Genomic DNA, 13,416 nt, shown 5'->3' with positions numbered 1-13,416 from the left:
TAAATTCGCCTTTGATGGGAAAGTTTTGTATAAAGTAAAACCAGTGTGCCATATCATAGAATTAATAGCGGATTTGATGCGTAAAAAGGGGAGGAATGTCGAATAAATTTCGGAACGGCGCTGAGTTGGACAAAATCGATATGTCAATTGTGGGGCTCCTGCAGGGCAACGGGCGAATGTCAAACAACGAGCTGGCACAAAAAGTAGGTATTGCTGCCTCCACCTGCATCAGTCGGGTTCGCTCCCTGATCGACCGAGGTGTCATTATGGGGTTCTCCGCGCAGGTGGACCCGGCGCGTTTTGGGCTCACCCTGCAGGTTCTTGTGAGCGTTACTATCCGATCCGGTGCTCGCCAACGCATCGCAGAGTTTAGCCAGGAACTCCGCGAGCTTCCCGAGGTTCTGCAAGTTTTCTTCCTCGGCGGGGTCGAGGACTTTATTGTGCACCTGGCCGTTCGCGATGCGGATCACGTGCGTGAGTTCGTCGTAGAAAACCTTTCCGCACACCCCGCGGTTGCCACCACCCGCACAAGCATGGTTTTTGAGCACCACGCTAATAGGCTGGGCAATCAAGCCGTGGAACTTTAGTGTTTGTCTCCCGAAGAAGCGGTTGCTCCCCGTACCATTTTTGCCAATTGTCGAGTGGAGACGCCCGGCAGATAAGCTCGGGTGAGCGCCCAACCGACCGCGGGTAGTGAGGTGCTGTCGGGGTAGGCCATAAGAAGAGGGTGAAACTCCGGCTGAAACTTCTTCTTGAAGGCAAAAAGCGATTTGAATCCGTATACGGGTTCAAGGGAATCACTCAAATAGGCGAGTAAACGATCAGTGTTAGAAGCAGCTGAGGGTTCTGCTGTTTCACGGGTGAGTGGTGCGGCCGAGAGGCTCATGAGCCGGATACCACTATCACGCATATGCTCCGCCGCTTCCGCTATGAGAAATTCCATGATGCCGTTGGGACCCTCGGGTGCGCGCCGCATAAAGTCGAGGGTCCAGCCGACAACCTGACCGCTATCGTATTGGGGTAGCCAACTCGTTATCCCCTGTATCTGACCCTCGGAATCAATCGCAAGCATCAGCATGACCTCGGGGTCGACAAGCTCTTTGACCCCTCCCAGGGTGAAGCCCATCTCGGGGAGTTCTTTTTCGGCAATCCACTGATCCGAGATATGGGTGATTTGGGTGCGTAGGTTGTGAGGAAGGCTAGTGTAGGAGACCCACTCAGATCGAATACCCGTGCGTTTGGCGCGGTTAACCGCTGTTCGAACATCCTGCCATTTCTTGCCGGTTGTGTTCCACTGCTGCGGGCGGAGAACGGTCTCCTCCGCAACGGTCATGGTGACCCAACCCATCGTGGAAAAAGCGGGAGCATAGCGCTCCTCTATGCTATAAAAAACGGGCAACCATCCGTTATCGTCGCAGAACCGTGCAAACCGGTAGAGAGGCTCGTATGAACCGGAACCGGGGCCAAAAGGTCCGCCGGTGGTGATGGCCACCCCGTTAACCACCCGATAGCCAATTACTGTGTCTGATTCCTGATCAAACCACCAGGTATTTCCGGGCCAGAGTGCCATATAAGACAGTGATGACCCTCCACCGCGCTTAAACATATCCCTGGCTCGAGACTCATCCTCCTCATTTTGCGTGGGACGTGAAGAGGCAAGAGGCGCGATCAAGGCTACCAAAATGATGATCCAGAGCAGGGGTCCAACAGCGTGGTAAATAAAACCCGTGATGTGCCCGGAGGGGGTAAAGGAACTCGATTCCGCAAGGAAGCTCACCGGTACAAAACGTTTGGGAAGATCAGCCAGAAGTTCCCCCAGGCTAACTTCTGGGTCAAAACTGTGCGGCATGAGTACCCCGATAAGGAGGTATATCGCAGACAGGCTGAGAGCTGTCGCCAAAACGGCAATAAGGGCCCGGCGAATACTACCCGGACGAGGCGGTATGGTGCAGTGGCGGCGTAGCAAAAATAGTGTGATTGCAATTGCGAGGGGAATCACAATCGAGAGTGTTATCGACAGTGAGAGTTGCCAATAGTGATGGCGTTCACGGATATAGTTGGCAAAACCGAGCAGCGGAGCTAGGCCAAAATAGAACAGAGCAAGCATTGAAAAGAGGATGTTAACACCGATGGCCAGCCAGAGAGCAAAACGTCTTCCGCGAAGAATTCCATAGGCTGAAATGAGCATGATCACGAGAGGGATCAGCGTGATCGACAGGGGTCCCGCCTGAGTGATTTTTGAGAGCGCTATCTCGTGAAAACACTGGTTAGTCAGCGCATGAGCCTGACACTCGATGATCTTTGCGTGAGAGGCTGCACCCCCGGGGCTCAGCAATAGGCCCAGGGGAGCAAGCAAGCCCCACCGGGAAGTGCTCAAGAGCGCGATGATCGGTCCGATTGCGGTAATCGTCACGGTCGAGGCCATGAGCACGCGAGCTTCGTTGTGAGAGCTGCGCTGCCACCCCACCTGTGGACGCTTGCGTCGGAGCAGGATGCCGAGTCCCAGGCCCGCACAGCCTGCCAGGAGCAAGTACACGTCCGCTGGACGCCCGGAGTACAGAACAAACATGAGGGCGCTCATGAGCGTAAACAGGCGTATTCGTCTGCGCCAGAGAGGCCCGTAAAAAGCGCTCGCGGTGGTGAGAACTCCGGTGACCGCTCCAAATATAGTGGCGCTCACATAACCCTGAACGCTGTGTGCCCAGTATCCGTTGTGCTGCATGCCAAACTCTTGGAGGAGAACGCCTACGATAATGCCAACGGTAGGGGTGGTGACCCAGGCCAACAGTGTGCGCCAAGAGCCAAGCACGGGCTCAACTGCCCCGACAAGGAATATGACGAGGAATATCCCCGCGATAAGCCGAGCATAGTTGGCCGTCACAAAAAGGGCGGTGAAGGGAGACCACCATCTGTTTTCCAGAATTATGGGGCCGTAGCCGGTACTGCCGAGGTGACCGAGAGTTTCGTGTGGGATACGGAGAAAAATTCCGATGACGCCGAGGGAGAGCACTATCAACGCGATAATGAGTGTGACATATCTCGTGCTGAAATAATTCACTATGAATCTCAGTGCACTAATCATAAGCTAGACCGCCTCGGTCCACCTGGGCTGAAAGATATTATTGGTTATCACTTTGCGGATAATCCTAACCGTACCCCGAGGAAAGATATAGCTTTTTCGAAAACATAGTTTACGGTGTGCCAATCGTGTGCGCTTCCGGGGGATTCGACATATTCGGTTTGAAAACCCGCTTTTTGTGCCGCATCATGAACTTTATGTGTGTGTTCTAGAAACCTTGAATCGTTAGAGCCCGCACCGAATACTCCGTAGGAGTGAGCATATGGGGTGTTGGCTGCGAGGAGGTTAAGCGGTTTTGCTGCATCATATTTCTCCTGTGATCCCCCGAACCCTTCCCGTACTGTTTGATCCCCCATGGATTGTTCAAGCTCTCCCGCGATATCAATGAGGTTACCGAATATTCGGGGAAATCCGGCCCCGAGTTGGGCCGCGCAGGTTCCTCCCTGGGAGAAGCCGCCAATCGTCCATTTTTCCGGGGAGTTATCTACCGGCAGATGGGACCGGGTCCAGTTAACAACATCCCGGGTGAGATAGGTCTGCGAGTTTCCCAGGGGGGAATCCACACACATCGGGTTGTTCAGGGGATCGCCCAACTGGTCGGGCATGATGACGATGGGAGCCAAGCCTTTGTGTGCGGAAGCGTATCCATCGAGTATCGCCGGTAACTTACCCGACGTGAGGAGATCCTCGGGACCACCCGGCTGCCCCGCCAACATCACTATAACGGGGAGCGCCGGAGGGGTGGGAACGAGTGCGGCGGGAGGAAGGTAGACGAGTGTGGGTCGAGCGGGAAACCCAGACAGTGTTGCGGGAATGGTGGTGGTTGTCACCTTTCCCGCGGCGGGCATGGTGTCCGGTGCGACCCAGGACTTGTAGATGGGGAAGTCAGTCTTTTTGCCTTCCGCGGTGAGTGCGGCAAGATTGAACTCTTGAGGTCCTTCCGGAGCGACAAGATCACCAATCGTGGGGTATTCACCAAATTCCACGTTGATGCCGGCTGCGGCTGCCACAACAAACACCGGAATGCTCATAAGCGCGAAGAACCTCCGTCCCCAACCTGTCTTCCAGAGGTTTGTGCAGGCTAACAATATGCCGACACACCCCAGACACACCCACATGCGCGTAACCGGGGTGAGGCTGATTCCAAAAACGTCAAGGAAATCGCCGATAAACCAGCTGAGAAATAAGCCCATAAGCGATCCAGCGATAAAAACCACACCGGCGATAGTGAGGTTGTTTTTTAGTCTGCGAGGACGCAGGATGAGCAGCGTTAACGCCAGCGAGGCTAAGACATACAGGGCGATAAGTCCCCATCCCTGGGTAATGGGGATAGACAAGGGGGTGTTGTCCACGGCGGTGCCTCATTTCATAACGCGGGAGTGTTGGGGAACGACGCTGCACAACGTTACTCGCGGAGCGTCGAGGTTGTTGTGAAATTCACCAGATTTTAAGGTTTATAACGAGGTGAAATTTAAAATTGGCGGAGGTCAGCGCGGTACTGCCAGACTGGAATGATGACAAACACGCCAGACGACTCCCGGGTATACCCGCGCGGGTGGTATGTGAAACTGATACTCTTGGGGCTGTTCTGTGGATTACTCACCGGTCTCTTTGGGGTGGGTGGCGGTGTTGTTTTAGTGCCCGCCCTGGTGCTCATAATGCGATTTGATCAGAGAACAGCGGCTGGTACCTCGCTCGCTGCTATTGTCCCCACCGTGATCGTCAGCCTGATTGGATACGCGGCCAGCGGAAACGTTGATGTCCTAGCCGCCCTGATTCTTGCAGCGGGAATGATCGCCGGTACCCAGATCGGCACCTACTACATGGCCAGGGTTCGGCACGACGTGCTGCAGTGGATGTTCATTGCGTTTTTGGTATTTGTTATTGTGCAGATGTTTATTAATGTGCCCTCCCGTGCGGGGATGATTGAGTTCACTGGGGTATCGATCAGTGGGCTGATAGTCCTTGGCCTGGCCACGGGACTCCTTTCCGGGTTGCTCGGTGTGGGCGGTGGTGTGGTGGTAGTCCCCATGCTTATCGTGTTCTTTGGTGCAAGCGACCTGATCGCCAAGGGCACATCCCTCCTCATGATGATTCCGGGCGCTCTCTCCGGTACTGCAGCAAACATTAAGCGTAAAAATATTCACGTGAGGGCGGCCATAGTGTTGGGGCTTTCTGCCTCCTCTATCACCTGGCTGGGGGCGATCTTGGCCACTATGCTCACCCCCCTTGCGAGCAATCTTCTTTTTGCCTCGTTTCTCGTTATCATCACGGTGCGTATGGCGCTTCACGCCCTGCGCAGGCGTGGGTAGCCTCTTTGTGCGCGCATGTACCGTCGTATACATATCTTCACGTTTTGCGTCGGCGTGGCTCAGAGTGTTTTTCTAGCCCTGAGACACGTCTCAGGAACGGTGGACATAGACTTGTCTTGTGTCCATTAATACTGCTATTCAAGGTAAGAGCTATCCGCGTACTTCCCCCTATCTTGTCGGACGAGAGAAAATACGGGAGTTTGCTCGCGCCGTATATGCTCACGGCCCGGCCCACTTTGAGGTGGAGGCGGCACACGCCCTCGGTCACTCAGATCTGATCGCACCCACGACATTTCCCGTGGTTATCCAGGAACTGACGCTGCGGCAGCTGCTTGAAGATCCGGAGGCCGGAATTGACTTCTCTCGTGTAGTGCACGGCAACCAGCAGTTTACCTACACCCGCGCGGTGGTTGCGGGGGATGAGCTTCGTGCGACTCTCACTGTGACCTCGGTAAAAACGCTCGGTGCCCACTCAATGGTTACGAGTGAGACAAATATCGTAGACGATGCCGGTGACCACGTGGTTACGGCAATTTCCACGCTTGTTGTGAGAGGAGACGAATAGTCATGACTGCATCCACAGCCTCTGAAAATCTATCGGTGGGCGATATCATTGCGACGCGTGCGGTCGCGATCACACGCGACTCTCTAGTGCGTTATGCGGGAGCCTCCGGAGACTTTAACCCGATTCACTACCGTGACGATTTTGCGGCGCGGGTTGGCCTCCCCGGTGTGATTGCCCACGGCATGCTCACGATGGGGGTTGCGATTCAGCCCGTGGTTGATTGGGCGGGTGACCCTGCAGCCGTGATTGACTACCAGGTAAAATTTACCCGTCCCGTTGTTGTTGACCCCGAAATCGGGGCTGAGGTGGAGATCACCGCCACGATTGGGGCCCTTGAGAAGGGGGTTGCCCGTGTTGACCTCACCGTCACCTACGATGGAGCAACCGTCTTAGGCAAGGCCCAGGCTCGCGTGAGGGTTGTATGACCGACCCCATCACGATCATCCCAGAACCCGGACGACCGGGAATTTTTCGAGAGCTTACCACTCTGCATGTTGGCGGAGAAGCCGCAGATATTTGGGTTGCCCTGACGAGTGACGACGTGGTGCGTATGAGCACGAGCGCGTGGGAGTCCGGGACAGATTGGATGCTGCTTGCGGGCGGCTCCAATACGGTGGTTGCGGACGAGGGCTTTGACGGCAGTGTCATCCTGATGCGCACAACGGGAATCAATGAGGTCGAATCTGGTAGTCCTGATGTCGTACGTTTGCGTGTACAGGCTGGGCACTCGTGGGACGCCCTGGTAAAACACACCGTGCAGCGTGGTTATGTAGGGCTTGAGGCGCTCTCGGGTATCCCCGGTTCAGCGGGTGCGGCCCCCGTGCAAAACATTGGTGCTTATGGACACGAACTGTCAGAGGTGCTGCGCTCCATCACTTTTCTCGACTACGAAACCGGTGCCGTGAGCGTCGTTCCCGCGGAGGAACTGGAGTTGGGATACCGTACCTCCGCCATTAAGCAGGGACGCTTGGGTGTGGTGCTGTCAATCGATGTGGAACTCACCCGGGGTAAAAGTGCCGCACTGTCCCCCAGTGCTCCCGTGCTCTACGGCCAATTGGCCGATTCTCTGGGCGTGAGCCTCGGGGATAGGGTTTCGCTTGCGGAGCTTCGCCGGTCGGTTCTGTCCCTTCGCCAGGACAAGGGAATGGTTCTTGAGGAGGGGAATGCCGACTCGGTGAGCGCTGGATCCTTCTTTACCAATCCGATTGTCTCTGAGGCTTTTGCGCGTGAGCTGCCCTCCGAAGCCCCCCGGTGGCCCATGCAGGCTGAGGAGGAAGCGGTTGCCGTTACTCCCCTCGCGGATATTGCTCAGGGATTGCCGATACGACAGGTTCAGCTAAATCCCGGCCCCCGACATGTCAAGCTCAGTGCGGCCTGGCTGATCGAAAACGCGGGCGTTTCGCGCGGGTATAGCCTACCCGGATCGTTAGCGGGTATATCAACTAAGCACACCCTGGCAATCACCAATCGGGGCGGTGCCACGGCTGAACAGGTGGTTCAACTCGCGCGATTTGTTCAGCAGCGAGTGCAGGCGGAATTCGGCGTGATTTTGCAGCCGGAACCACATCTGATTGGGCTGGAACTCTGAACATCATGTCCAAGAAATTTGATGCGCTGGATCGGCGAATCATCGGTGCGCTTCAGATTAACGGACGGGCATCCTGGAAGACGATTGCCGAGGTTCTTGGCGAGCCTCTTCGCACAGTGAGCCGCCGAGGCAACGAGCTTCTGCAATCCCGGTTAGTTTCGGTTGTCGGGCTTGCCCACTACGGTTATACCTCTGTCATTGAGGTGGAGTGTGACCCCCTGAAAATGAGGGAGGCCGCGCTCAGCGTGAGTCGATATCCCGGCATAGTTTTTGCGTACGTTCTTGCCTCCCCCTCCCGTCTGATGGTTGAGGCGCAGCAGGCCGAGACCAGTGTAGCGGCCCTGGTACACGAGGCGATTCCCGCCATTGACGGGGTGCGTGAGGTGTCGGCAAGCCCCGTTTTACACTATTTTCGCACGGTAGCTGGATGGCATCCCTCTCTTCTCTCAGAGGCAGAGACGACCCGTCTCGCATCGGCGGTCCCCCGTGTGGAGCCCGGTGAACCTGAGTTTCCCCCGTCAGAGACCGATAGACGTCTCATCGAACTACTGGTCACGGATGGGAGGGCCTCTCTCACAGAACTTGCCGATGCGGCAAACCTGTCACAGCCCACGGCCCGTCGCAGACTCAGATCCCTGTTGGAGGAGGGGTTTGTCTCGGTGCGGGCCATTGTCGACCCCGTGCCTCTGGGATTTCCCGTGGAGGCCATGCTGTGGATTCAGGTTCCACCATCCAGTGTGATGTGGGTGGGACAGATGATTGCTGAAGAGCCCGCGGTGCGCTATGCGGTGATGCTCATGGGTGAGTTCCAGATTCTTGTCCATGTGAACATGCGGTCACTGGAGCACCTGAGAGTGTTTCTGACCGATTCGGAATGGGCGAGCACGGTGCTCACCGTCAAGACCTCTCTGGTGACAACACCCTTTATGCGCGGGGGTGTTCCCGTAAGGGGTGACTCTTAAAGAGACGCACCTCGGGTGAGTGAGTCGACGATGGGGGTAAATTTGATCTGGGTCTCTGCCAATTCGTCTTCAGGTTCGCTGCCCGCGACGATTCCACTCCCGGCATAGGCGGTGATTGTGTCGCCGCAGATTTGGGCGCAACGCAGGGTCACCGCCCATTGACAGTTACCCATGGAATCGAGCCACCCCGTCGCCCCGGCATACCGACCCCTATCAAAGTTTTCGAGCTCTTCAATGAGCTGCAGGGCCAAAGGTGTGGGGGTTCCCGCTACTGCGGCTGTGGGATGCACCGCACTAACCAGGTCAAGCGAAGTTGTTGTGTCTATCAGCCGAGCGTTGACGTCGGTTGCCAGGTGCCAGAGGTTGGGAAGCTTGAGAAGAAAAGGATGGTCATTAGCGCTCACCTGGGAGACATAGGGTTTTAACGTCTCTAAGACGCTTCCCACCGCCAACTTGTGCTCCGCGATGTTTTTAGAGCTTGTTGCGAGCGATTCGGCAAGAAATGCGTCCTCTTCTTGAGTTGTTCCGCGCGCGGTAGTTCCCGCGAGGACACGGGCGTGTACTAGACCATTCTGTGCTTCGATCAGCGTTTCTGGGCTGGCTCCAAACAGGCCGTCGATGGAGAAGGTCCAGCAGTCGGGGTACTCACGTGAGAGGTAGGCCAGGGGAAGTCTGCGATCGGCTCCCAACGGAAATTCTCCGACCAGCTCGCGTGATAAAACAACTTTTTCCAGTTCACCGGCGGTGATTCGTGTGGTGGCCCGGGACACCGCTTCAGAAAATGCGGAGGGACTCATTGAGCCGTTGCGGAAACTTACCCGGTAGCTCTCTCCCAGTGGTATTGCTTGGGGAATCGTGTCGAAACTATCTTCGTGCGCAAAACGGATCTGCGTTACCCAGGCGGAAGTATCGTTTCTCCCAATAACTATGCGGGGTATGTGCAGAACACTTGTGGTGGCGGAACTATCTGCAAATGCAAATGTTCCAAAGGCAATGAGTCCGGTTCCCTGAAGCTGCACCTGGTCATCAATGGTGGCGTGAGACACGATACTGCGCCAAGCGTCTGCAGCATCCGTGAAGCGCGTAGGGCCGGTGAATTCTAAGCGAAGCAGGGTGCCGATTCCGGCAATGCCGTTGTTATTGCGCATCCATAACTGAGGACCCTGTGGGTCCAGGTGGGGGATAAGGCTGGGATGGGGGCTTGCGGCGGTTGTTTGAACCCGTACATGGGGTGTGGCCTGCCCGGAGAGAGTCACCTGACAACTTTACCTCTGAATGAGTATTTTTGCTGTATAAGGGGTTCGGTTCTCGATCGGTCAGGTGAGTGTTGGCTGTGTGGTCTTACGTTCTGTCTCGAAGTAGGAAGACGTGACGCTAACATAGAGAGTGTGATGCGCCCGGACAGTACCAAGGACGCGGGAGTCGTCTCCCGCATGTTTGACGAGGTTTCGCCACGATACGATCTCACCAACGACCTCCTATCTGTGGGAAATTCTCGTCTTTGGCGTGTGAGTACCGCTCGGGCCGTTCAGCCGCGTAAGGGTATGAGAGTGCTTGATATTGCCGCGGGTACGGGTACCTCGAGTGTGGCTTTTGCGCGCGGCGGTGCGCACGTTGTTGCCGCTGACTTCTCACCCGGAATGATTGCGGTGGGGCGAGCACGTAGTGCGGGCATACACAATATTGATTTTATCGAGGCCAACGCGACCGATCTGCCGTTTGGTGATAACTCTTTTGACGTCACCACTATCTCATTTGGGCTGCGTAATGTTGACGAGCCGCAGAAAGCCCTCGCGGAGATGTATCGGGTGACCAAGCCCGGCGGGCGTGTGGTTATCTGCGAATTTTCTCGGCCAACCAACACGGTCATCCGTGAGACCTATTACTTTTATACACAAAACGTACTGCCCAAGATTGCGGGGTGGGTCAACGGCGCGACAGACGCTTACGACTACCTGAACGACTCGATTAGAGAGTGGCCCGATCAGACAACCCTGGCCTCGTGGATAGGGCAGGCCGGTTTTGAGCGTGTAGAGTACCGTAATCTTACGTGTGGTGTGGTTGCCCTACACCGCGGTTTTGTTCCGATGGGGAAGACTGTGCGAGAAGATAACCGTGATGTGGCGCCGGGCGAAAAACCTGAGCTGTCCAAGAAGTCTGGAACGAGCAAAAAATTTGACTCGACTAAGAAATCTGAGTCCAGCAAAAACCCCGAGTCCAGCAAAAACCCCGAGTCCAGCAAAAAATCTGAGCCCGGCAAAAAATCTGAGCCGAATAAAAAATCAACTGGCTCGAGTAAAAAGTCGACGGGTGGACATAAGAAGCCTGCTGCAGCCCCCAAGGATGCAAATAATAAAATTACTGATACAAGACCGGGTAGTGTGAGATAGGTGACAGCATTCGATGAAGCGGAGGGCTTTGCTTCCCCCACCACCGTTTTAACTCCCGCCGAAAAAGAACTCTCTGATCGGGTTGATGGGGGACTTGAGCGGATTGAAGACGGTCTACGGGAAGACGTTGCCTTTGCCTCGCCCGTTGCAGACGCGGTTGCCCGCTACCTCCTGGAGGCCGGTGGGAAACGAATTCGACCGAGGCTCACCCTGCTGGCCTCCGAGCTCGGTTCCGGAGCGAACGAAAATGTCATCATCGCGGCCAGGGCAATCGAGATCACTCATCTTGCGTCTCTCTATCACGACGACGTTATGGACGAGGCCATACTTCGGCGCGGTATCACGGCAGCCCATATGACCTGGTCTAACAACGTTGCAATTCTTGCCGGGGATCTGTTGTTCGCCCGTGCGTCCAAGCTCATTTCACACCTGGGAGAACGTGCCATCAGGCTCCAGGCAGACACATTTGAGCGCCTGTGCCTGGGACAATTGCATGAGACCGTCGGCCCTGCGCCCGGTGAGGATCCCGTTGAGCACTACATGGGCGTGCTGAGCGACAAGACCGGTTCGCTTATCTCACTCGCCGCCCAGATGGGCGTGGTTTTCTCTGAAGCTCCGAGCGAATATGAAAAGCCGGTTGTTGAGTACGGTCATAAATTGGGTGTTGCGTTCCAGCTCATTGATGACGTTATCGACCTCTCACCCTCCTCCGGCGAGACAGGCAAGCGTGCGGGAACCGACCTGCGGGCCGGTGTTGTCACCCTGCCGCTGCTTCTATTGCGGAAGAATGCCCAGAACAGTGTTGCTGACGCTACACTGCTTGCTCGCATCGAAGAGGAAAGAGCGCAAGCTCTTGTGGCGCAAGAAGAGGGCGAACCGCTGCCCGCCGAGAACGATGTTGATTTTGAAACCGTTGTGACCGCGCTGAGGCAACACGAAGTTACACGTGAAACACAGCGGGTGGCTGAGCGATGGGGAGCCGAGGCAATTGCGGCTCTTGATGTGCTGCCCGACGGTCAGGTTAAACAGTCTCTCATAAAGCTGGCTGACTCAGTTATTAACCGTACGCACTAGGGCAGTGTGCTCACAATAGTCACGATTTTAGGTCGTGACGTTTCTTTCGTTCAGGCATTAGAGTGAGGAAAAAATGACAAAATTGAGGCTTGCAATTGTTGGTGCTGGACCCGCGGGCATCTATGCCGCAGATCTTCTGGTAAAGGGGGAGCGCGACTTTGACGTGTCCATCGATCTCTTTGAGCACCTTCCCGCTCCCTATGGGCTGGTGCGCTATGGAGTCTCTCCTGATCATCCCCGAATCAAAGGGATCATCAACGCCCTGCGCGAGGTGCTTGACGGGGGTGATATTCGTTACTTCGGAAATATACACTACGGCACGGACATCACTCTTTCTGACCTGAAAAAGCACTACCACGCCGTCATCTTTGCAACCGGGGCGATTCGGGATGCCAACCTCGACATCCCGGGAATCGAACTCCCGGGTTCCTACGGTGCCGCCGACTTTGTGAGCTGGTTTGACGGGCATCCGGATGTTCCTCGTACCTGGCCGCTTGAGGCCGAGAAGATCGCTGTGATTGGAAACGGCAACGTGGCTCTCGATATCTCGCGCATGCTTATCAAGCACGCGGATGATTTACTGCCCACGGAGATCCCTGACAACGTCTACCGAGGACTCAAAGACAATCCCGTGACGGATGTGCACGTTTTTGGCCGCCGCGGTCCCACGAGCGTCAAGTTCACCCCCCTTGAACTGCGTGAGCTGGGTGAGGTGCGAGATGTAGACATGGTCTTGTACGAAGAAGACTTTGAGATTCACGACCCCTCCGCCGAAGCAGCGATCGCCGGGAACAAGCAGGTGATGGTAATTGATCGTGTGATGAGGCAGTGGCGTGAGCGCGAGAGCGGTTCGGCGTCTCGCCGCCTGCACTTACACTTTTACTCCAAGCCCGTTGAGATTGTAAGCCGGGACGGTGTTGTGAGCGCGATTCGATACGAGCGGATGCTTCCTGACGGAGACGGCGGTGTAACCGGTACCGGGGAAATCCGTGAGCTCCCCATTCAAGCGATCTATCGTGCGGTGGGATACTTTGGATCGCCGGTTGACGGCATTCCGTTCGACTCTGAGCGGGGTGTGATTCCCAATAACGGCGGTCAGGTTATTGACGAGACCGGACAGGTGATTCCCGGTGTATATGCCACGGGGTGGATTAAGCGTGGGCCGGTTGGGCTTATCGGCCACACCAAATCAGACGCGATGGAGACCCTGAGCCACCTCACGCAGGATCGTGAACTGTGGTGGACTCCCGAGGACCCCGCTGAAGAGTCTGTTGACGCTCTGCTCGATTCCCGCGGGATTAAATACACCACGGTTGAGGGATGGCGTTTGCTTGATGAGCACGAGATTCAGCGGGGTCAGCAGAGTGATCGCCCCCGCATCAAAGTTGTTCCGCGTGATGAGATGATACGTATTTCTCGCGAAGAAGACTAGAGCTGCTCACTTTT

The 13,416-nt window shown here is 55.9% G+C and carries 12 protein-coding genes; 9 read left to right on the top strand and 3 right to left on the bottom strand.

What is annotated here, in order from left to right; genetic code table 11:
* The first annotated feature begins 95 nt into the window (after positions 1-95).
* Positions 96-587, top strand: coding sequence for an Lrp/AsnC family transcriptional regulator (locus tag FrondiHNR_RS11980; RefSeq protein ID WP_279353002.1), 492 nt, complete (start codon positions 96-98; stop codon positions 585-587).
* On the opposite strand, the gene FrondiHNR_RS11975 is transcribed toward FrondiHNR_RS11980, so the two are convergent.
* Both FrondiHNR_RS11975 and FrondiHNR_RS11970 read right to left on the bottom strand, forming a co-directional pair.
* Positions 584-3,058: a phosphatidylglycerol lysyltransferase domain-containing protein gene (locus FrondiHNR_RS11975; protein ID WP_279353001.1), complete on the bottom strand. Its 2,475-nt coding sequence runs from the start codon at positions 3,056-3,058 to the stop codon at positions 584-586. The genes FrondiHNR_RS11980 and FrondiHNR_RS11975 overlap by 4 nt on opposite strands.
* Positions 3,059-3,129: 71 nt before the next feature.
* Positions 3,130-4,431: an alpha/beta hydrolase-fold protein gene (locus FrondiHNR_RS11970; RefSeq protein ID WP_279353000.1), complete on the bottom strand. Its 1,302-nt coding sequence runs from the start codon at positions 4,429-4,431 to the stop codon at positions 3,130-3,132.
* Between the two features lie 162 nt (positions 4,432-4,593).
* Between FrondiHNR_RS11970 and FrondiHNR_RS11965 the strand changes: the two genes are divergently transcribed.
* The 5 genes from FrondiHNR_RS11965 (at position 4,594) to FrondiHNR_RS11945 (ending at position 8,506) form a co-directional block, all read left to right on the top strand.
* Entirely contained in the window at positions 4,594-5,391 is a 798-nt protein-coding gene (locus FrondiHNR_RS11965) for a sulfite exporter TauE/SafE family protein (RefSeq protein WP_279352999.1), read from the top strand.
* Between the two features lie 118 nt (positions 5,392-5,509).
* Positions 5,510-5,956: a MaoC family dehydratase N-terminal domain-containing protein gene (locus tag FrondiHNR_RS11960; RefSeq protein WP_279352998.1), complete on the top strand. Its 447-nt coding sequence runs from the start codon at positions 5,510-5,512 to the stop codon at positions 5,954-5,956.
* Between the two features lie 2 nt (positions 5,957-5,958).
* The gene (locus FrondiHNR_RS11955; RefSeq protein WP_279352997.1) at positions 5,959-6,381 is read left to right on the top strand and encodes a MaoC family dehydratase; all 423 of its coding nucleotides are present in this window, start codon (positions 5,959-5,961) and stop codon (positions 6,379-6,381) included.
* Complete coding sequence (locus FrondiHNR_RS11950) at positions 6,378-7,544, top strand: UDP-N-acetylmuramate dehydrogenase (RefSeq protein ID WP_279352996.1); 1,167 nt, start codon at positions 6,378-6,380, stop codon at positions 7,542-7,544. The genes FrondiHNR_RS11955 and FrondiHNR_RS11950 overlap by 4 nt, the downstream gene beginning before the upstream one ends.
* A gap of 5 nt (positions 7,545-7,549) precedes the next feature.
* Positions 7,550-8,506 carry an AsnC family transcriptional regulator gene (locus FrondiHNR_RS11945; protein WP_279352995.1) on the top strand — a complete coding sequence of 319 codons (957 nt, stop codon included), beginning with the start codon at positions 7,550-7,552 and terminating at the stop codon, positions 8,504-8,506.
* On the opposite strand, the gene FrondiHNR_RS11940 is transcribed toward FrondiHNR_RS11945, so the two are convergent.
* Complete coding sequence (locus FrondiHNR_RS11940) at positions 8,503-9,762, bottom strand: isochorismate synthase (RefSeq protein WP_279352994.1); 1,260 nt, start codon at positions 9,760-9,762, stop codon at positions 8,503-8,505. The genes FrondiHNR_RS11945 and FrondiHNR_RS11940 overlap by 4 nt on opposite strands.
* A 135-nt stretch (positions 9,763-9,897) precedes the next feature.
* Here FrondiHNR_RS11940 and FrondiHNR_RS11935 point away from each other — a divergent pair, with 135 nt between their 5' ends.
* From FrondiHNR_RS11935 to FrondiHNR_RS11925, 3 genes are all read left to right on the top strand, one after another.
* Positions 9,898-10,896: a class I SAM-dependent methyltransferase gene (locus FrondiHNR_RS11935; protein WP_279354555.1), complete on the top strand. Its 999-nt coding sequence runs from the start codon at positions 9,898-9,900 to the stop codon at positions 10,894-10,896.
* Positions 10,897-11,970, top strand: coding sequence for a polyprenyl synthetase family protein (locus FrondiHNR_RS11930; protein ID WP_279352993.1), 1,074 nt, complete (start codon positions 10,897-10,899; stop codon positions 11,968-11,970).
* A gap of 73 nt (positions 11,971-12,043) precedes the next feature.
* The gene (locus FrondiHNR_RS11925; protein WP_279352992.1) at positions 12,044-13,402 is read left to right on the top strand and encodes an FAD-dependent oxidoreductase; all 1,359 of its coding nucleotides are present in this window, start codon (positions 12,044-12,046) and stop codon (positions 13,400-13,402) included.
* The last annotated feature ends 14 nt before the right edge of the window (positions 13,403-13,416 follow it).

This window comes from Lysinibacter sp. HNR (assembly GCF_029760935.1).
Classification (GTDB): domain Bacteria; phylum Actinomycetota; class Actinomycetes; order Actinomycetales; family Microbacteriaceae; genus HNR.
Note: the sequence above shows the minus strand (reverse complement) of the source record. Positions and strands in the feature narration are given on the sequence as shown.

Bases quoted from the DNA above. Each gene is read 5' to 3' on its own strand.
- FrondiHNR_RS11935 (WP_279354555.1), top strand. From the start codon at position 9,898: ATGCGCCCGGACAGTACCAAGGACGCGGGAGTCGTCTCCCGCATGTTT.
- FrondiHNR_RS11955 (WP_279352997.1), top strand. From the start codon at position 5,959: ATGACTGCATCCACAGCCTCTGAAAATCTATCGGTGGGCGATATCATT.
- FrondiHNR_RS11950 (WP_279352996.1), top strand. From the start codon at position 6,378: ATGACCGACCCCATCACGATCATCCCAGAACCCGGACGACCGGGAATT.
- FrondiHNR_RS11965 (WP_279352999.1), top strand. From the start codon at position 4,594: ATGACAAACACGCCAGACGACTCCCGGGTATACCCGCGCGGGTGGTAT.
- FrondiHNR_RS11945 (WP_279352995.1), top strand. From the start codon at position 7,550: ATGTCCAAGAAATTTGATGCGCTGGATCGGCGAATCATCGGTGCGCTT.
- FrondiHNR_RS11980 (WP_279353002.1), top strand. From the start codon at position 96: ATGTCGAATAAATTTCGGAACGGCGCTGAGTTGGACAAAATCGATATG.
- FrondiHNR_RS11925 (WP_279352992.1), top strand. From the start codon at position 12,044: ATGACAAAATTGAGGCTTGCAATTGTTGGTGCTGGACCCGCGGGCATC.